The sequence below is a fragment of the Streptomyces sp. PA03-5A genome (assembly GCF_033792725.1).
In the GTDB taxonomy this organism is placed as follows: domain Bacteria; phylum Actinomycetota; class Actinomycetes; order Streptomycetales; family Streptomycetaceae; genus Actinacidiphila.
On record NZ_JARAVL010000030.1, the window covers coordinates 18,318 to 37,193 of the forward strand.

Consider the following 18,876-nt stretch of genomic DNA (forward strand, 5'->3'; position numbering starts at 1 on the left):
GCTCTGCTCTGCTCTCGGAGATTTTGCGTGGTTATTACCCATTCGCCAGCACATACACCCATTCCGGGGCATTTCCGAGTCAGCGGCCCCTCCTCCCCCGCCCCCGCCCCCGCTACCGGGCTCGACGCAAACGACGTGCACTCCACTGCGCGAGGGGCTGCAGGGCCGCGATGAGCGCCTGGCCGTCGGGGGCGAGGGCGTAGCGGACCTGCACCGGGGTGCTCGGGATGACGGAGCGCTCGATGAGGCCCTCGGCCTCGAGTTCCTTCAGGCGCTGGGCGAGCAGCCGGTCGGAGATCCCGGCGATGACGGCGCGGTACTCGCCGAACCGGCGCGCACCCTGGGCCGCCGCGGCCAGGATCGCGCCCGTCCAGCGGCGTCCGACGAACTCGACGGCGCCTTGGAAGCTCGGGCACGCCTCGTCGTGGACCGAGCCGCGCTCCAGGTGCAGCGGCTGGGGGCTGATCGTCTCGTGGGATCCCGTGGTCATCCTTCGGAGCGTAGCCCCGTCTGCCGACCGGGCGGGCCTCGTGCCTGGTAAGGCCGGTACCAGGAAGGGTCTTCCCTGGCGGCCGGCCTCCCTCCGAGGACCAGGCGTGCGGACGCCCCCCGAGACACGACGCGCACGCCGGTTCCGGGAGCTGTCGCAGGCACCGCGGCGAGCAGTGGTCACGGACACATGATGAGTGCTGTCGCCGGCTTCCGAGGTGGCAGCATGCGGTGTCATGGCGGATGACAGCAGCGGTGGATTTCAGGCAGGCCGGACAGGACTCATCGTCAGGATCCCGGACGCCGAGCCGGCCGTCCGCGCATGGCGTGAACGGTTCGATCCGTCAGCCCAAGCAGGAGTACCCGCACATGTCACGGTGCTCTTCCCGTTCCTCGACGAGAACCGAATAGATGCGCGTGTCCACTCGGCTCTCACTGATGTTCTCGGCAGCCGTCACGCCTTTGACCTGCGGTTTGACAGCTGTGGGCGGTTTCCGGGAGTGCTGTATCTCGCTCCTGAGCCCGACGCGCAGTTGCGGGTGCTCACTGAGGTGATCGCTGAGCGGTGGCCCGAAGCCCCTCCCTACGGAGGCCAGTTCAGCGAGATCGTGCCGCACCTGACCGTCGCTGACGGTCAGGACGATGAAGTTCTGGATCAGATTGAGGCCGAACTGCTCAGCAAGCTCCCCTTCACGTCCCGGGTCTCATCAGTCGACCTCATCGTGCATGACGGTGCGAATTGGCAAGAACGGGCGTCGTTCGCGCTCCTTGAATGAACGGGCCGTGAGCTTGGCCGGCCCGCAACGAGCGGCGGACCAGAGACGCGTACGGCCGCCGACCTGGAGTCACGTCCGCGCGTCGAGGCGGTGCTGCAAGCGACCATCCGGGCCGAAGACGTCCATCAGGTACCCCTTATTCAAGGAGACCCCTTCCTCACGCCGCAGGAAATCGGTGATCGATCCCTTGAGCTCCTCGAAGGGCTTGGGATCATCGTCCGAGTTGTGCGTCCACACCGTGACCAGGGGAACCCCGCCAGGGCCGGAACCGCGCAGAAGCCCGTACACGTCCGTCACTCCGCCGGAATGGCGGTAGTGCTCGGCCAACTGGACCGCGGGATCAGGCGCGACCGTGGAGGTGACCGTCGGGCCAGGGGTGTAGCCATCGGTGGCGGAAGCACTGTGCTCGGTACAGCCGGACAGCAGGGTGACAGATCCAGCACAGGCCAGGGCCACGCGGGCGATTCGCTTCATCGCATGATTTTCACCCGGTCACGAGGGGGCGCACCGGCATTCCGCGGGTCTTGAACGTGGGATTGGCTGGGAGTGATCGACACCAAGCGGACGTTGGCGCGATCTTTGGCCGGGGGCCGGCGGGGGAAGGTGGGGGTTCAGCCGGTGCAGCCGGGGACGGGAACGGGCCCGCCGCAGTTGTCCGGGCGGTTGTTGCGCACCGTGGAGCCGGTCAGTGTCACCGTGCCGTCCTTGTTGTAGACGCCACCGCCTTCGGTTTCGGCGGTGTTGTCGCCCACCGTGGAACCGATCAGCGTCACCGTGCTGTTGATGTCGTTCCAGATGCCGCCGCCGACGGTTCCCGTCGTGTTGCCGCCCACCGTGGAACTGGTCAGCGTCACCCTGCTGTTGAAGATGTTGTAGATGCCGCCACCGGCCCTTGCCGCCGTGTTGTGGCGCACCGTGGAGCCGGTCAGCGTCGCCGTGCCGTTGAAGTTGTTGTAGATGCCGCCGCCGTCGATGGTCGACGTGTTGTGCTCCACGGTGGAGCCGGTCAGCCGCACGGTGCCGAAGTTGATGATGCCGCCGCCGGAGTGTGAGGTGTTGTCGCGCACCGTGGAGCCGGTCAGCGTCACCGTGCCGTTGACGTCGTTGTAGATGCCGCCACCCGGGCCTGCCGTGTTGTGCTCCACCGTGGAGCCGGTCAGGTCCAGCGTGCCCCCGTTGTTGCGGATGCCGCTGCCGGTGCCGTTGGTGATGGTCAGCGTGTCCAGTCGCACCCGGACGGCTCCGGTCACGGTCACGGTGGAGCCGGCTTTGTTGCCGTCGAGGACGGCGGGTTTGAGGCCGATCAGGGTCAGGTCCTTGGTGATGGTGAAGGGGCCGGTGCAGGTCCCGCTCACCAGGAGCGCCGCGCCCGGGGCGGCGCTGTTGATGGCCGGCTGCAGGGCTATGGGGTTGCCGCGGCAGTCGACCACGGTGAGTTGGCCGGCCGCGGCCGGGATCGCCCCGACCAGGCCGCCCGCGCCCGACGTCGCCGCCAGCACCGTCGACGACAGCGCAGCACGAACTGATCCCTTGAGCATGCAGCTTCTCCTGTCTCCGCGCGGGGCACGCCCGGGCTCCTGCATGGCCATCGCACCCACACCCGAAGACCACCGGTGCCCCGGTGGTGTGGGAGGCACGCCGACGTCAGGCCTCACACCCCCCGAACGGCCCGGGACAATGACCCGTGCGACCGAAGGGCGGCCCCAGGCGACTTCGGTCCGGCGCCGGGGCTGGTTTCGAGCACCTCAGAAGCTGTCGTGGTGGGCCGTCGGCTGGACGCGGGGGCGTAGGCGCTCGCCTTGGGGCCCGTACATGATCAGGTATTCGACCGGCGCGCCGAGACCCGCGTTGGCGAATCCATGAGGGGTGCGGGTGTCGAACTCGGCGACCTCTCCTGAGGTCAGGAGGAGGTCATGGTCGCCGAGTGCCAGCCACAGCCGCCCGGACAGCACGCAGAGCCATTCGTATCCTTCGTGCGACGACTGGTGCGGCCGTGGGGGCTGTTCGTCGGTGGCCGGCAGGACGTGCTTGTGCGCGTGCAGCCCTCCGACATAGCGGGTCAGCGGCAGTACCGCCTTGTCGTCCACCGCGCGCTGCACCGGGCGGGACGGCCGCTGCGCGGGGGCCTCGGCTGTGCCGGCCAGAGCGTCCAGGGAGACGCCATACGCCTTCGCCAGGCGCAGCAACAGTTCCAGATTCGGTCTGCGCAGGCCGTTCTCGACCCGTGACAGCGTGCTGGAGGCGATCCCGGTTGCCCGGCTGACCTCGGAGAGCGTGTCCCCGCGCTTCTCGCGCGCGTCCCGCAGCCGCGGCCCCATGGCGGCCAGGACCACGGCGACGTCGTCCGCCATTCCACTTCGCCTCCCTCGTGTGTCCATCCTGACCTGCCATTTTGCCAGTTTGTCAACGCGGCTCGCATCCCCGCCCGTCGACAGCGCATGATCGACGGGTACCGCGGCCACCGGGGAACCCGAGGAGAAGCCATGCACCAGCCCACGCCGTCCGGCGACCTGCGCCACCACACCGTCGACGCGCCTGCCGGACGGCTGCACCTGGTCGAGCAAGGCAGCGGGCCGCTCGTCCTGCTCGTCCACGGCTTCCCCGAGTCCTGGTACTCCTGGCGCCACCAGCTCCCGGCCCTGGCGACGGCGGGATACCGGGCGGTGGCAATGGACGTGCGCGGCTACGGCCGCTCCTCCAGGCCGACCGAGACGAGCGAGTACCGCATGCGCGCCCTGGTGGAGGACAACGTCGCCCTGGTGCACGCGCTGGGCGAGGAGACAGCGGTGGTCATCGGCCACGACTGGGGCGCGAACATCGCCGCCGCTTCCGCCCTGCTGCACCCCGACGTCTTCCGCGCCGTGGGCCTGCTCAGCGTCCCCTACGCCCCGCCCGGCGGTCCGCGCCCCAGCGACGTCTTCGCGCGGATGGGTGGAGACCAGGAGTTCTACGTCTCCTACTTCCAGCAGCCGGGCCGGGCCGAGGCCGAGATCGAGCCCGACGTCCGGGGCTGGCTCGCGGGCTTCTACGCCGCCCTGTCCGCCGGCACCATGCCGGCCCCGGGACAGCCCGACCCGCACTTCGTCAGCGCAGGCGGAACCCTGCGCGACCGCTTCCCCGCCGACCGGCTCCCCTCCTGGCTCACCGAGGCCGACCTCGACCACTACGCCGGGGAGTTCGAGCGCACCGGCTTCACGGGAGCACTCAACCGCTACCGCAACATGGACCGCGACTGGGAGGACCTCGTCCAGTTCAACGGCGTCCCCCTGACCCAGCCGTCCCTGTTCATCGGCGGCACCCTGGACGCCTCCACCACCTGGATGTCCGACGCGATCGACGCCTACCCGACCACTTTGCCCGGCCTGGTCTCCTCCCACCTCCTGGACGACTGCGGCCACTGGCTCCAGCAGGAACGGCCCCAGGAGGTCAACCACCTGCTGACCAACTGGCTCGCGGCACTGCCTCAGCCGGCACTCCTGCGATAGCGGATCAGCGCGCCGGCGAGGCCGAAGCGGGCGAGGAAATGCTGCACCCAGCTTGGCTGCCGCTACTCGCCGACGGGATACGAAGCCCCGTTCAGTGGCCGCCGCTGGACCCGACGTGGAACCTGGTCAGGGTGAACACGATGATGAGGTCGAGAACCATCACAGGAATCGCCCATGCGGGGTAATACGGAACGAACATGAACTGGGTGATCAAACTGATCCCCGCCACCGCTGCGCCGGCCCCGCGACCCCAGCTCTTGTTCATCAGGACACCGAAACCGGCGACGACGAGCGCCATTCCGATGACGAGGTGGATGACTCCCCAGGCGGTCAGGTCGAACTCGTAGGCGTAGTGGGACGACGTGACGAACAGCGTGTCCTTCGCAATGGCGGTCGCACCCATGAGGATGCTGAGCGGCCCGCTCAGCATCAGCAGGGACCCGGCGGCCACGGACGCGCCACTGAGCATGTCGCCGCCGCCGGGGCCCCCGTTTCCTTGCCGCGCTGTGGGCATCGCTGTCATGACCGCCGCCTCTCCAGTACGGCGCGGTCACCGACGCACACTGCTTGTACGAGAGCGGCCACGCTGTCTCTGACAGCATCACCACAAACGTTCGCCACCGCGACCGGATGGGTCGGGCGAAGCCGACCGGATTCGAACCGATGTCCTCGCGATTTTGGAGACCGCGCGCGACTACCTCTGCGCTACGGCTTCGCCCGGCTGGGATCCTAGTCCCTCCGGCCATGCGCGCAGCGTACGGGCGCTTCCCCGTCAGAACCCCGCACGTTCCGGGTCCGTTGGTGCGTGTCAGCGGCTTGTCCGTAGCCATCTGCGTCCGCGTCTGAGAACCGCGACGGACGGGGTCGTCGTCATCGACATGGAACGAGGCGTTCGAGCCCGCCGGATGAGCCTCAGGGAACAAGGTCAAGACGCCGGCATCAGGGCACGTAGGTAACGGCGCCGGAAGAATCGCTGTGCCAAGAGCAACGCCGGGAACAGCGGCCGCCATGGTCCGTGGGGAGCGGCACGGGTCAGGGAGCGAATCGTCAGTGCGACCCTACCGTCGGGTGAGCGGTGGACGACGAAGGACTCCTCGCCACGGACAGGATGCCCGGGCAGAGTCCCATAGGCGAAGCCGCAACGGTCCGGCATGTCGACCACCGCCACGACCCGCACGGGCTCCCGCACCACGAACGGGCCGAAGCCTGCGGTGATCCGGTACTCAGCTCCCTCGGCGACCTTCTCCCCGGCGTTGTCACGGCCCGTGACGGTGAAGCCGCTTCGCCGCTTCACACCCCAGCGCAGAACGGCGTCCGCCGCGGCGCGCCAGTCCGCGTCCCCGCGTCCGATGACGACGGTGCGCGAGAAGGGCCGCAAGCCCGTGCCCTCCCCCGACCACTGCTGCTCCGCGGGACGCGTCGCTCCGACAGCGCCGTAGTTGAGCGCACCACTCGAAGGGCGGCTCGTACTGCGCTCAGGCATGAGACACCTACCGAACGGTGGACGGTGATGACTCCAAGACGTGGCCCGCCCGCAAAACGGTGTAGACGAGGGCGGCCTGGTTCCGCCCGGAGGAGACGACCACGGTCGCCGTGCCGCCGCCGGCGAGATCCATCGCATGGAAGGCGGCGCGTGGGTCTGTCATGAGAGGCGGCCAGGGTCGCGCTGTGCCACTCCAGCTGAGTGGCTCGCGCGCGCTGTCCTTCGACCGCTCGCTGGGCGTGGACGGCCCAGCCGCCGAGGGCGACGGCGGTGACCAGGCAGGCTGCGGCGGCCAGGTGCGGAAGCGTCTGTCGCCGCTGACACCGAACAGGAGCGCTCCGGCCGCTGCCGCGCGCCGGTGACGGATGCCCGGCAGTCCGAGCGCGACGGTCAGTGCGCCCAGCACGAGGAGGGTGCCGAGCTGCAGCACGAGCTTGTCGTGGGTGACGAACGAGCGGATCGCCCAGTCCTTCACCGCGGCGGGAGTGCGGTCGATCGCCGCTCCGCCCACCGCCACCACCGGCCCGGCCTGCTGCCGCACCACCCCGGCGACGGCGGCCAGCAGACCGGAAAGCGCGGCGGGGCCGCCACGTGCCAGGTGCTGCTTGCTGTGGATCCTCACGCAAGTGATGCGCCACCCAGGCGGCCCCGCGATTGGTGCACCACCCAATCGAGTGAAGCGACGCGTCCCCGGAAGTGCGGAACAGGTGGGCCGCGCAGGCAGGTGCGGCCTCGACCGAGGCCGTGCCACGACGGGTTCGTCGCCGGGTCGCGCACCGGCCGAGGGCCGCAGGCGTGGGCGCTGGCACGTCGTCGTGTCGGCCGCGGTCGGGTTCCCCCAGGCGGGAGCATGGTGGGACGGTCGTCGTCCGCGGTGCCCCTGTCCGGGCAGACGCTCGTGGCGAGCCGCGGAGGCGATCAGGGAGGGTGCGGTGTCGGACGATGCTGACGAGGGACGGCGTTGGGCGTCGCAGCCGGGCTTCTGGCGGCAGGTCGTCGATCATCTGGGGGCATCGCTGGCCGTGGTCGACCCTGCGGGCCGGGTCGTCGCGGTCAACCCGGCCGCCGAACGGCTGCTGGCACGCGCCTCCGACGCGATGGTCGGCGAGGACTTCCACGACCTCGTGCACCGGCACACGGATCGTGAGCGCACCGGGGCCCGGTGCAGGCTGCTCGAAGCGCTGACCCTCAAGGGTGCGGGGCGTGCGGACGGCGACAGGTACCTGTGCGGTGACGGCAAGTTGGTCGAGGTCTCCTGGTCCGCCGCGCCGGTGACGGACGGTACCTCGTTCAAGGGCACCGCGATGCTGTTCGCCGGCCTCACCAACCACGGCAGTGAACGTGCCGAGCAGATGCACGCCTTGGAGGACCTGACCGGCCGCCTGACGCTGGTCGCGCAGATCACCGCGGTGCTCGGCCAGACCCTCGAGACCGACGAGGCGCTCGCCCGCCTGGGTCGCCTGCTGGTCCCCGGACTCGCCGACTGGGTGGCGGTCGACCTGCTCGTCGACGACAGCGAGACGCACCGGGTGGCGGTCACCGGACCGGAGGGCCGGGACCGTGGGCAGGAAGGCTGGAGCGCCCGCCTCCCCTCGGCGGGCGAGTCCCGTTCCCCGCTGGTCCAGGCCGTGCGCGGGGCGGTGCCCGTCCTGCAGGACCCGGCCGGTGCGGCCGCGCGGCCGGACTCGCCGCTGGCCGCCCTGCACAACGGCTTCCTCCAGTCGGTGGGCGCCGCATCGGCACTCACCGTGCCGCTGGGCTCGGGGAGGAATTCCACCGGTGCCCTGACCCTGGTCCGCACCGACCCCGCCGCCCCCTTCGGCAACGACGACCTGCAGCTCGTCGTGGACATCGGCCGCCGGGTCGGCCAGATCCTGGAGAACACGCGCCGGTTCGGCCGTCAACGAGACGTCGCCGAAGCCATGCAACGCAACCTGCTCACGCCCCTGCCCCAGCCCGGGCGCCTGCTCATGTCCGCGCGCTACGAGCCCGCACCCGCCGCGTCCCAGGTCGGTGGCGACTGGTACGACGCGTTCCAGCTCAAAGACGGCGCGACCGCATTGGTCATCGGCGACGTCGTCGGCCACGACCTGACCGCCGCCGCCGGGATGGCTCAACTGCGGGGCATACTACGGTCCTTGGCGTGGGATCGCACCGAACCCCCCGGCGCCGTCGTCGACCGCCTCGACGACGCCATGCCCGTGATCACGACCGTCCCCATGGCCACGCTCATCCTCGCCCGCGTCGAAGGCCCCCAGAACGGCCCCTGGACCCTGCGCTGGACCAACGCCGGACATCCCCCGCCACTGCTGCTCACCCCGGACGGCCCGGGCCGCTACCTCGACGACGCGCGAAGTCCGCTGCTGGGCGCGCACATCGGCGTCCGCGAGCCCCGGCCCGACGCCACCACACCCCTGCCGCCGGGGTCCACGCTCCTGCTCTACACCGACGGCCTCATCGAACTCCCCGGCGCCGACCTCGACACCGGCCTCAGCCGGCTCCGCCGCAACGCCCTCGCACTGGCCGACGAGCCGCTGGACGACTTCTGCGACCAGCTCCTGAGCCGCATGCCCCCCGGCAACGTCGACGACATCGCCCTCCTCGCCCTACGGCTGCCCCGGTCGTGAGAGACGACCGCGTCACGTCACCCCTTCGGCTACACGGCGTGCGCAAGTGAGTACGAACAGTGATCCTTGCTGTGGGTTCGACGTCCTGCGTGACGGTCCCCGCTGCGTACGGCGGGGCGGACGGCACAGGCCGCCCGCAGAACCCATACCTGGAGGTGACGTGTTGTACCGAATAACCAGGCCCATGTCATCGGCACAGCGACGCTACGGCCGTGTCCGCGTGTGGACGGTGGCCGCGAGCGCGGCACTCGCGTCCTGCGTGGTGACGGGTACGGCGTACTCGGCGCCCACGGAAGGCAGCTCCACGGCGGCTGACAGCACGGAGTACGGCGCCGCCCAGCAGGGGTCCGTGCACCCGTGCTACCCGTACCCGTCGTACCCCAACTACTGCCTGAACCGTCCGGGCATCCCCGGTCCTCCCGGGCCGCAGGGACCGGCCGGTCCCGCAGGTCCCGCAGGTCCCGCAGGTCCCCCCGGCCAGGCCGGGCCTCCCGGAACTCCCGGGCCCCAGGGCATCCCCGGCGTCCCGGGCCCCCCTGGCGGGCTCTCCGGGGCCCACACCCTCGTCGCCACGTTCGCGGCGGACGGCCTCGACCACACGTTGTCCTGCCCCACGGGCGAGTTGGCGGTCGGCGGCGGATTCGCGCTCGACACGGCCACGATCGTGACCAGCGTCCCGTTCGCGAACCCCTCCACCGGGTGGACGGTGAACGCGGTACCCGCGGGAGTGGGCCCGCACACCGTGACCGCGGTCGTCGCCTGTGCGCTCAGGGCCACGCCCTGACATGTGCCGACCGAGCCCGGCGCACCCCTTCGGTGCGCCGGGCTCGTCGGTGTCCGGCCGGTGCGGGGTCAGGCGTTACGGAAGGCGTCGCGCAGCCGCATCTCCCAGGAGGATGCCATGACGAACCGCAAACTTCTGGTGATCGGAGCCACCGGCCAGACCGGCAGGTACACCACCGAAACGCTGCTGCAGCGCGGCCACCGCGTCCGTGCCCTGGTCCGCCGCATCGACGGACGTTCCGAGGCACTCACCACGCTGGGCGCGGAGGTCGTGGTCGGCGACGTCCACGACCTCGACTCCCTGGCCCACGCGACCGAGGGCATCGACGCCGCCTACTTCACGTACCCCATCCTCCCCGGCCTGATGGACGCCACGGCGAACCTCGCCCAGGCGGCCGAGGAGAACGAGGTGGGAGCGATGGTGAACATGTCGCAGATCTCCGCACGCCGGGAGGCCGCCAGCAACGCGGCGCGCCAGCACTGGGTCGCCGAACGCCTGTTGGACCGCTCCCCTGTCGCGGTCACCCACCTGCGTCCACCCTCTTCGCCGAATGGCTGACCAACATGTGGACCGGGACCGGCGAACTGCGCTTCCCCTTCGCCGACGGGCGGCACGCCCCGATCGCCGCCGTCGACCAGGCGAAGGTGATCGCGTCCATCCTCGAGGACCCCGCCCCGCACGCCGACAAGATCTACCCGCTCTACGGAGCCGTCGAACTCGACCACTACGAGATCGCCGAGGCCATGTCACGCGCCTTGGGCCGTCACGTCACCTACGTGCCGATCGACCTCGACGAATTCGCCGCCATCCTGGAGAAGCGCGGCGCCTCCCCCCACCTCATCCAGCACCTCCTCGCCGTCGCCGTCGACTACCGTCACGGCGCCTTCTCCGGCATGAACGACCTGGTGAAGCGGATCGGCGGCGACGACCCCCTGGACGTCGAGAGCTTCGTCCTCCGGCACCGGGCCCGCTTCGACGACCACTCCGCCTGAGCCGGTCGAGCCGTCCGCCGCTCCGGGGACGCGCGGCAGCGCGCGGCCGTACGGCATCCGGCCCGACCCGCACCGCCGGGCCCGGCGGGCCGCGGCGCGGCGCATCAGCTGCGCACGATGCCGTGGAGCAGCAGGTCGATGAGCCGGGTGGCCAGGTCGCGGTGTTCCTCGCTGGCGGCCATGAGGCTGATCCCGCCGAGGGCCATGAGGACGTCCTGGGGGTCGACGTCCGGGCGGGCCATCCGCTGCCCGTCCCCCCCGTCCCTGGGAGCCAGCAGGTGGGTGATGGCCTCGGCGAGCAGGGCCCGGGTGTGCATCTTCTCGCTGTCGTCGGTCAGCACCACGCGCAGCGCGTCGGCCATGCCGTGCTTGGCGGCCATGAAGTCGATGAAGGACTCCATCCAGGTGCGCAGGGCCTCCTCGGGCGGGCGCGTGGCCGCCAGGTGGGGCGCCGCCTCGCACAGGCGCTGCACTTCGTGCCGGTAGGCCGCCTCGACCAGCAGTTCCTTGGAGGGGAAGCGGCGGTACAGCGTTCCTACGCCGACGCCGGCGTCGCGGGCGATGTCCTTGACGGAGGCGCCGATGCCGTCCCGCGCGAAAGCCGCGGCCGCCGCCTCCAGCACCCGGTCCTCGTTGCGCCGCGCGTCGGCACGCAGGGGTCTGCCGCGCCGCGCCGGGGCCTCGTCGTCGCCGGTCAATCCCGTCTCCCTTCCCGCCGCCACTTGCAAGCGGAACCGGTTCCGCTTACAGTCCTGAAGCGAACCGGAACCAGTTCCGGATACGAGAGTACGGCCGCACCGTGCCCGTGCGCCACCGGCCGCACGCGCGTGCCCCGCATCACCGCCTTCCTGGAGAACGTCATGACCGACCAGCTCATCACCACGCCCTTCGGAGCGCAGACCACCGCCACCGACGTACTCGCCGGCGTCGACCTCGAGGGCCGGCGCGCCATCGTCACCGGGGCGGCCTCCGGCATCGGCCGCGAGACCGCGCGCGCCCTCGCCGCCGCCGGCGCCGAGGTCACCATCGGCGTCCGCGACCTGGCCGCGGGCACCCAGGTCGCCCGGGAGATCACCCCCGCGAGCGGCCCGGGAAGCGTGCGCGCCGCCCTGCTCGACCTCGCCGACCAGGGATCCGTGCGAGCCTTCGTGGCCTCCTGGTCGGGACCGCTGCACGTCCTGGTCCTCAACGCCGGGGTGATGGCCTCGCCACTGGAGCGCACCGAGGAAGGCTGGGAGCTGCAGTTCGCCACCAACCACCTCGGCCACTTCACCCTCGCCACCGGCCTGCACGACGCCCTCGCCGCGGCGCGCGGGGCACGCGTGGTCGCGGTCAGCTCGGTCGGCCACGTCAACGGCGACGTGCTGTTCGACGACGTCCACTTCGAGCACCACCCCTACGACCCCTGGGCGGCCTACAGCCAGTCCAAGACCGCCAACGTCCTGTTCACCGTCGAGGCGGCCCGCCGGTGGGCAGCGGACCTGATCGCCGTCAACGCCCTCAACCCCGGCCGCATCACCACCACCCGCCTCGGCCGCCACATCGGTGACATCTCCAACAGTCCCACCACCTTCGACGCCACCAGCACCGACGTGTCCTGGAAGGACATCGAGCAGGGAGCCGCCACCTCCGTGCTGCTCGCCGCATCACCGCTGGTCGAAGGCGTCTCCGGCCGCTACTTCGAGGACTGCAACGAAGCCGCCCCGCACACCCCCGGGATACGCCGCGGCGTCGCCGCCCACGCCATGGACCCCGACCGGGCGGCGCTGCTGTGGCAGGTCTCCCTCGACATGATCGCGTCCTCCGTGACCAGCGCCTGACACCACCCCCGCACGCGAGCGGCGGGCCGCCCGCCTACCTCGCGGACGCGACGGGCCGGCACCGCCCGATGGCGTTGTCGAGCCCCAGCAGGGTCGCGCGTCCGTCGCCGGTCCGGTCTCGCGCTCGCCGTCGGCCCTGACCGATGAGCGGCCTCGCCGGCCAGGGCGGAAGGCGGCGAGGCCGCACGTCCAGGATGCGGCGCCATCGGCGCTCGGGCACGCTGGAGAGGCGAGCCGGGGCATAGGCTCGCACCGGTCGGCGCGTCGACGGCGACCCCTTGGAGCCCTTCGAGGTCCCGGCGGCGCGCCGACCTCGCCTGTCAACCTCGCGCTACCGGCGCCGGTTGAGCACACCGATGAGTGTCGCCAGGTCGGCGGCGCCCACCGGGTCGTCCGCATACCGGGTCGTCTGGAGCGGGCCGACCTCCGGGAGGACGATGTCCTCGCGGGCCAGGACGTGGACCAGGGTCAGCAGGGCCGCGCGGGCATTGCCGTCGGTGAAGGGGTGGAAGAACGCCACGTCGAGGTACGCGCGGGCCGCACGTGCCGCCGGCGGGATCAGCGGGTCGGTCGCCTCCCGCAGGCAGGCGGCGAAGTCGGCCTGGGTCGTCGACGTCAGGCCGTAGCGTTCGCAGCCCGCCTTCGCGTGGGCGTCCGTCTCGCGGAAAGGTGCCTGTCCCCCGCCGAAGACCTCGCGCTGCCAGCCCGCCAGCAGGGCGAAGTCCAGCGGGGCCCGGCGGGCGGCGTCGGCGCGGGCCAGGGTGTGGGCGGCGAGCAGGCGCTCCGCACGGACGGGGTCGCGCCGGCGTACCGGCCCTTCGCACCACGCGCGGAACCCGTCGCGCACGGGCCGCACCCGTCGCAGGGCGGGTGCCTGGTGCCAGGCGGACTCGCGGCGTACGCGCAGCCAGGTCGCGAGGCTGTCAGGAGCGGTCATGGCGGTCCTCCAGGTCCTCTCGCTCACGGTGGTCCTGGTACGGGGCGTAGCCGGTGAGGCCGACGGCGAGGTCCTCACCGACCGATTCGATCAGTGTCCGCGCAGGGGCGACCCAGCTATGGAACCGGCCGCCGATCGCGGCCTCGACCGCCCGTCCGGCGTCCGCCTGGCTCATGCCGCTGGTGGTCAGGTACCAGCGCAGGAGCAGACCTGCCTGCCTGTGCCAGCCGCCCTCCGCGTCGGAGTCGAGCGCGTACGTCACGAGCCGGACGCAGGCGCGCTCGAGATGCCAGCTGAGATCCTCCGGAGCGGCGTCCGGCGGCGGTGCCAGCTCGACGAATCGCCGAGCCGTCGTCTCCAACCACTCCCGCCACTCAAGCAGCGCGGCGACGACGCGGGCGGCGGTCTCGTCGGGGGTCGTCACCGAGCCGGCTCCGGTGACCCAACTGCCGATGACCCCGCCGTACCGGTAGCACCAGTTCCATCCCTGCGCCCAGGTCCCGTACCGCTCCCGGATGATCGCGTCCACCTGGCGTTCGCACCACTCCTCGCCCTGCCACCAACCCGCCATGCCGGAGAGCACGGGTGGCACCCATTCACGGACCAGCGCGCGGAGACGGGCCTCCTCGTCCTCGTCCCAGGCGAACGGGTGGCGACCCGGGTCGAGATCGGCCCAGTCGTGCATGCCCGTGAAGGAGGCCGGAGGCACGCGGTTCTCGGGAAAGGGAAGTGTGTCCCGGTTGTACGTCAGTTCCGGCCCCGCTCTGTCCGTCCGGTGTGATGAGCCCCTCAGTCTCGGCCCTCGGTCACCAGGTTGACCAGCGGTTTTCGCCGGGCTCAGGCGAAGTCTTCCCTGTCGACCGCCGCTTCCTCCATCGCCTTGCGGAGGGCGTCCCCGACGGTGCCCTGCTCACGGTGCGAGGAGTCGCGGCCCCCTTCGTCCTGGGATTCCTGGCGGGGTCGCCGGGTGATGTCGTCGGTCCCGGCGCTCTTCCGGCGGTCTTGTTCTGACGTGGCCATGAGTCCTCCTCGGTGCGTGGCCGGTGACGGCCATGACCTGCCCCTTTCCGGCCCTTCGGGTTCCATGCGGAAAACGGCGGGCCCGTTCACACGCCATCCGGTGCCCTGTGGTTCACGCATGGCGATCGCGCCTCGGGGCAGACGCGTGGTCAGGAGGTTGACGACATGGTTCCTTTGCTTCTTGTCCTGCTGCTGGCCCTGATCCTCTTCGGGGCCGGGTTCGCCCTCAAGGCCCTGTGGTGGATCGCCATCATCGTGCTGGTGGTGTGGCTGCTCGGCTTCGTGTTCCGGGCCGCCGAGGGCGGTGGGCGCCGCCGTTGGTACCGATGGTGACCTGACGCCTCTCCCCCGTGCCAGGGTGGGGTTCGCGCTGCCGGAAGGGCCGCGAACCTCACCCTTTGCACTGCCCGGACGCATCACGGTGGGCGCACCACGGATGGCTCGCCGGCGCCCCGTTCGCCATCAGCGGGGAACCTCCCCGGCGGGCCACACCGCCGTTGGAGTGACAACCGCTCAACGCCCCGCCACGCCGCCCGGTTTCACACCTTCTCATCAGGTTGACTCGGAATGCCGCATCGGTGGTGATGACCACCGATGCACACGGCCCTGTGAGCGGTGGGTTGCAACTGCCGGCCACCCACCGCCGCAGGCGGCCATCCGAAGGGCCCCTTGCCCTGCGCTTGTTGGGCGCGAGGCTGCCGAGCCAGGCCCTCCCGTTCCAACGGCCGTGACCCCCCATCCTTCGGGAAACTCGTGCGACCCGTTCCGGGACCCGTCGCTCACCGCCGGGCCGGCCTGCACCCTGACCAGCGGTAACACACGCTCACCTCTATGCATCCTTGATCAAGTGTGGTTTTCTCGTCGCTCGTGACCAAGGACTCGGTCGGGCGTTCGACCTGAGGGGCAACTCGCCCCAGCACAGGCCTGCCCAGGCCGTCTCCCGGGTGGCCGGCGACCGCCGGGCACTCTCTGTCCGCCGCCCGCGTCCCAGGTCTCCCCGGGCGGCCAAAAGGTACTCATACATGCGTATACGAGCCGGATGGGCCCTGGCGTTGGCCGGGCTGGTCGCCGGCGCCGTACCAGGCGCCGCGCAGGCATCCCCGAACTCCGCACCGCCCGTACCCGCCCTGGGCTCCGCCTCGCCCGGCGCGAAGGCGGTCCGCACCCTGACCCTGATCACCGGTGACAAGGTCACCGTCACCCGAGGTGCCGGCGGCGTCCCCGCGGTCAGCGTCACACGCGGCCCGGGCCGCGACCGCATCGGCTTCGACGTGTCCCACCAGTGGAAGGGCACGGACCACCACATCCTCGTGGTCCCGTCCGACGCACAGCCGCTGTTGACCGATGGGAAGCTCGACCCGCGTCTCTTCGACGTCACCGAGCAGCTCGACGCCGGCTACGACGACGCCTCGAGCGCTTCGCTGCGGCTCATCTACTCCAGCCGCAGCGCCTCTTCCTCGGCCGCTCGCGGAGCGATCCAGCGGCACGGCGCCAGGATCACCCGGACCCTGGACGTCCTCCACGGAGGCAGCCTCGCCCCGGCCAAGCGCGACGCCACCGCGTTCTGGACGTTCGTCAGCGGGACGCAGGGCCTCCGCGGCCCGCTGGACAAGCTGTGGCTCAACGGCCGCAGCCGCGTTGCCCTCGCCGAGAGCACCGCCATCATCGGCGCCCCGAAGGTCTGGGACAGCGTCGACTCCACCGGTGCGCACATCACCGGGCAGGGCGTCACCGTCGCCGACCTCGACACCGGCTACGACCCCACCCACCCCGACCTCTCGGACAAGGCCTCCACCGGCGGGACCATGGACTTCACGGGCACCGGTACGGTGGTGGACGGCAACGGCCACGGCACCCACACCGCTTCCACCATCGCGGGCACCGGCGCGGCCTCCGCCGGCAAGTACAAGGGCGTCGCGCCCGACGCCAAGCTGCTGATCGGCAAGGTCTGCACCGACGACGGCTTCTGCCCCGACGACGCCGTCATCAACGGCATGACGTGGGCGTCCGAGGCGGGCGCCAAGGCCGTCAACCTCAGCCTGGGGCAGGCCCCGTACGCGAAGACCGACCCGCTCACCGAGGCGGTCGACACGCTGACCGCCGAGCGCGGCACCCTGTTCGTGATCGCGGCCGGCAACGAAGGCGCCCCAGCGGCCGACTACTTCGGCGGCACCGTGGGCTCCCCCGGCATCGCCGACTCCGCGCTCACCGTGGGCAGCACCACCAAGCAGGACACGCTCAGCGCCTTCTCCAGCCGCGGCCCGCGGATCGAGGACTTCGCCGTCAAGCCGGACATCGTCGCGCCCGGCCAGGACATCACCGCGGCCCGCGCGGCGGGCACCACCATGGGCGACCCGGTCGGCTCCTCCTACGTCACCGCCTCCGGCACCTCGATGGCGACCCCGCATGTCACGGGAGCGGTGGCGCTGCTCGCCCAGCAGCACCCGTCCTGGAAGGCCGCCGACTTCAAGGCCGCCCTCACCAGTGCCGCCAAGGGCCTGCCCGGCCTGACCGCGTACGACCAGGGCACCGGCCGGCTGGACGTCGCCCGCGCCAGCGCGCAGAACGTACGCGCCACCTCGGGCAGCATCAGCCTGGGCAAGGCCGACTACCCGCACCAGGACGTCACCCGGACCGGCACCGTCACCTACACCAACGACGGCGCGGCCGACGTCACGCTCCACCTCTCCGTCGACGCGTACGGGCCCAGAGGCACAGCCGCCCCCGCGGGGGCCTTCGCCCTGTCGGCCGACACGGTGACCGTCCCGGCCGGCGGCACCGCCTCCGCCACCCTCACCGCCTCCGTCGACGACACGATGGCGGGCGCCTACGGCGGTTCCATCGTCGCCACAACGGAGGACGGCACCACCACGGTCCGCGACGCCTTCGGTGTCTACGCCGAGCCGCTCACCCGCGCCCTGTCGCTGACCGTCCTCGGCCTCGACGGCAAGCCCGTGGGCCCGGACATCAACGTCGCCGCCTTCGACAGCCGGACCGGTCTGCAGTACAACGCCTCCACCGACGCCGACGGCAAGGTCGCGATGCAGCTGCCCGAGAGCGAGTACGACGTCTCGGCGAGCAAGTTCGACCCCGTCGCGCAGACCTCGGTCCTCTTCTCCCGGCCCGGCGTCGACCTCACCGCCGACACCACGCTCGTCCTCGACGGCCGCACCGCGAAGCCGGTCGACCTCACCGTCGACAAGGGCACGGCGCAGAACGACGGCATCTTCGCCAGTACGACGTCGATCAGCGCGGACGGCCGTTACGGCACCCAGAAGTTCGTGCTGGGCTTCCCCGGCAGCCGCGTCTACGCCACCCCGACCACGACGAAGGTCACCAGCCACCCGTTCTGGTTCCTCGCCACCCAGCGGTGGAGCGGCACGGTCCCCAGGACCGCCACCAAGCCGGCCTGGAGCTACGCCTACAACCTGGCCGTCAACACCAAGGGCGGCATCCCGGCCACCCTCACCCGCCCGATGCACGACAGGTCCCTCGCCCGGGTCGAGGAAACCTACGCCGACCAGGGCGGCAAGCCGCTCGGGGTCCGGATCGACACCCCGGTCCCGACCTACGGCGCCATCACGTTCGTGGACGGCAACCAGGTCCCGGTCCCCGGCAGGCAGACCCGCTACTACACCGACGACTCCGCGATCGTCTGGGACCGCACCCTCGGCATGCGCGCCCAGGGTACCGCGGGCTACGACGAGATCCAGTTCGCGGGCACCACACGGTTCACCCCGGGCAAGGCCTACACCCGAGGGTGGAACCAGGGACCGCTGCGCGCCCGGTCGGTGGAGGCCCTGCGGCTCGAGGACGGGCTGTACCTCACCCCCGGCCTGTTCTCCACGGCCGCCGAGAACACCGCGACGCACTCGGGCGAGGCCCGGGACACCACGGGCTCGTCGACCTTGTACCGCGACGGCGTGAAGATCGCGTCCCTGGACTCCCTGGGCCGGCTGCAGGCGGCGGTTCCCTACGAGAAGGCGACCTACACCCTGACGTCGTCCGGCACCCGCAAGGTCGGCTGGTCGAGTCTGGGCAGCAAGGCCTCCGCCACCTGGACCTTCACCTCCGGACGCCCGACGGGCCCGGAACCGGCCGAGCTGCCGCTGATGAACGTCCGGCTGGGCGGCCCGCTGAACACCTCCGGCACCGTCACGGGCGGCCACACGTACCTCTTCACCGTCGCCGCCGAGCGCGGCAGCAAGGCCGTCACCACCTCGCTGGGCCTGCGGGTCTCCTTCGACGACGGCAGGAGCTGGAAGGCCCTCAAGGTCTGGCGCGCAGGCGACCGCGGCTTCGTGAAGCTGACCACGCCCTCGGCCGGCGGTTACGCCTCGATCCGCCTCACCGCCAAGGACGCGGCGGGCGACGCCGTCGACCAGACGGTCATCCGTTCCTTCCGGATAGCCCCCCGACGGTAGGGGGACTCCCGCACGAGGCGGCCTCGCCGACGGCCGGAA

General features: G+C 71.2%; 20 protein-coding genes and 1 tRNA gene. 9 read left to right on the forward strand and 12 right to left on the reverse strand.

Translation table 11 applies throughout. The annotated features are described in order from the left end of the window. Positions 1-112: 112 nt before the first annotated feature. Positions 113-490, reverse strand: coding sequence for a winged helix-turn-helix transcriptional regulator (locus PV410_RS31280; protein WP_500329115.1), 378 nt, complete (start codon positions 488-490; stop codon positions 113-115). 235 nt (positions 491-725) lie between these two features. Between PV410_RS31280 and PV410_RS31285 the strand changes: the two genes are divergently transcribed. After that, a complete protein-coding gene (locus PV410_RS31285) occupies positions 726-1,265 on the forward strand; it encodes a 2'-5' RNA ligase family protein (protein WP_500329116.1) in 540 nt (179 codons plus the stop codon). A gap of 69 nt (positions 1,266-1,334) precedes the next feature. Here PV410_RS31285 and PV410_RS31290 read toward each other — a convergent pair whose 3' ends face one another. From PV410_RS31290 to PV410_RS31300, 3 genes are all read right to left on the reverse strand, one after another. Next, positions 1,335-1,739 (reverse strand): hypothetical protein, encoded by a 405-nt coding sequence (locus tag PV410_RS31290; protein ID WP_500329117.1) that lies wholly within the window; start codon positions 1,737-1,739, stop codon positions 1,335-1,337. Between the two features lie 137 nt (positions 1,740-1,876). Next, a complete protein-coding gene (locus PV410_RS31295) occupies positions 1,877-2,803 on the reverse strand; it encodes a right-handed parallel beta-helix repeat-containing protein (protein WP_500329118.1) in 927 nt (308 codons plus the stop codon). A 207-nt stretch (positions 2,804-3,010) separates the two neighbouring features. Further along, positions 3,011-3,616, reverse strand: coding sequence for a helix-turn-helix domain-containing protein (locus PV410_RS31300; protein WP_500329119.1), 606 nt, complete (start codon positions 3,614-3,616; stop codon positions 3,011-3,013). Positions 3,617-3,748: 132 nt separating this feature from the next. Between PV410_RS31300 and PV410_RS31305 the strand changes: the two genes are divergently transcribed. Then, on the forward strand, positions 3,749-4,750 hold the full coding sequence (locus tag PV410_RS31305) for an alpha/beta fold hydrolase (protein WP_500329120.1): 1,002 nt from the start codon (positions 3,749-3,751) through the stop codon (positions 4,748-4,750). A 91-nt stretch (positions 4,751-4,841) separates the two neighbouring features. Here PV410_RS31305 and PV410_RS31310 read toward each other — a convergent pair whose 3' ends face one another. From PV410_RS31310 to PV410_RS31325, 4 genes are all read right to left on the reverse strand, one after another. Beyond that, positions 4,842-5,273, reverse strand: coding sequence for a DUF7144 family membrane protein (locus tag PV410_RS31310; RefSeq protein ID WP_500329121.1), 432 nt, complete (start codon positions 5,271-5,273; stop codon positions 4,842-4,844). Between the two features lie 117 nt (positions 5,274-5,390). Further along, positions 5,391-5,465: transfer RNA gene (locus PV410_RS31315), tRNA-Trp, on the reverse strand. 210 nt (positions 5,466-5,675) lie between these two features. Next, positions 5,676-6,233 (reverse strand): DUF1990 domain-containing protein, encoded by a 558-nt coding sequence (locus PV410_RS31320; RefSeq protein ID WP_500329122.1) that lies wholly within the window; start codon positions 6,231-6,233, stop codon positions 5,676-5,678. 7 nt (positions 6,234-6,240) lie between these two features. Beyond that, positions 6,241-6,855, reverse strand: coding sequence for a hypothetical protein (locus tag PV410_RS31325; protein WP_500329123.1), 615 nt, complete (start codon positions 6,853-6,855; stop codon positions 6,241-6,243). 310 nt (positions 6,856-7,165) lie between these two features. On the opposite strand from PV410_RS31325, the gene PV410_RS31330 reads away from it, so the two are divergent. The 4 genes from PV410_RS31330 to PV410_RS31345 all read left to right on the forward strand — a co-directional run bounded on the left by PV410_RS31330 (position 7,166) and on the right by PV410_RS31345 (position 10,636). Then, the gene (locus PV410_RS31330) at positions 7,166-8,860 is read left to right on the forward strand and encodes a SpoIIE family protein phosphatase (protein WP_500329124.1); all 1,695 of its coding nucleotides are present in this window, start codon (positions 7,166-7,168) and stop codon (positions 8,858-8,860) included. A gap of 184 nt (positions 8,861-9,044) precedes the next feature. Further along, on the forward strand, positions 9,045-9,644 hold the full coding sequence (locus PV410_RS31335; protein ID WP_500329125.1) for a hypothetical protein: 600 nt from the start codon (positions 9,045-9,047) through the stop codon (positions 9,642-9,644). 117 nt (positions 9,645-9,761) lie between these two features. Beyond that, positions 9,762-10,202, forward strand: a complete 441-nt coding sequence (locus PV410_RS31340) for an SDR family oxidoreductase (RefSeq protein WP_500329126.1) — start codon at positions 9,762-9,764, stop codon at positions 10,200-10,202. Between the two features lie 5 nt (positions 10,203-10,207). Then, a complete protein-coding gene (locus PV410_RS31345; RefSeq protein WP_500329127.1) occupies positions 10,208-10,636 on the forward strand; it encodes a Rossmann-fold NAD(P)-binding domain-containing protein in 429 nt (142 codons plus the stop codon). Positions 10,637-10,740: 104 nt separating this feature from the next. Here PV410_RS31345 and PV410_RS31350 read toward each other — a convergent pair whose 3' ends face one another. Beyond that, complete coding sequence (locus PV410_RS31350; RefSeq protein ID WP_500329128.1) at positions 10,741-11,334, reverse strand: TetR/AcrR family transcriptional regulator; 594 nt, start codon at positions 11,332-11,334, stop codon at positions 10,741-10,743. Positions 11,335-11,496: 162 nt separating this feature from the next. Between PV410_RS31350 and PV410_RS31355 the strand changes: the two genes are divergently transcribed. Continuing rightward, a complete protein-coding gene (locus PV410_RS31355) occupies positions 11,497-12,456 on the forward strand; it encodes an SDR family NAD(P)-dependent oxidoreductase (RefSeq protein WP_500329218.1) in 960 nt (319 codons plus the stop codon). A gap of 331 nt (positions 12,457-12,787) precedes the next feature. Here PV410_RS31355 and PV410_RS31360 read toward each other — a convergent pair whose 3' ends face one another. From PV410_RS31360 to PV410_RS31370, 3 genes are all read right to left on the reverse strand, one after another. After that, positions 12,788-13,393, reverse strand: coding sequence for a Fic family protein (locus tag PV410_RS31360; RefSeq protein WP_500329129.1), 606 nt, complete (start codon positions 13,391-13,393; stop codon positions 12,788-12,790). Then, positions 13,380-14,078, reverse strand: coding sequence for a hypothetical protein (locus tag PV410_RS31365; RefSeq protein WP_500329130.1), 699 nt, complete (start codon positions 14,076-14,078; stop codon positions 13,380-13,382). The genes PV410_RS31360 and PV410_RS31365 overlap by 14 nt, the downstream gene beginning before the upstream one ends. 152 nt (positions 14,079-14,230) lie before the next feature. Beyond that, positions 14,231-14,413 (reverse strand): hypothetical protein, encoded by a 183-nt coding sequence (locus tag PV410_RS31370; RefSeq protein ID WP_500329131.1) that lies wholly within the window; start codon positions 14,411-14,413, stop codon positions 14,231-14,233. Between the two features lie 165 nt (positions 14,414-14,578). Between PV410_RS31370 and PV410_RS31375 the strand changes: the two genes are divergently transcribed. Continuing rightward, on the forward strand, positions 14,579-14,746 hold the full coding sequence (locus tag PV410_RS31375) for a DUF5670 family protein (protein WP_018561957.1): 168 nt from the start codon (positions 14,579-14,581) through the stop codon (positions 14,744-14,746). Positions 14,747-15,435: 689 nt separating this feature from the next. Next, on the forward strand, positions 15,436-18,837 hold the full coding sequence (locus tag PV410_RS31380; RefSeq protein ID WP_500329132.1) for a S8 family serine peptidase: 3,402 nt from the start codon (positions 15,436-15,438) through the stop codon (positions 18,835-18,837). Positions 18,838-18,876 lie beyond the last annotated feature (39 nt).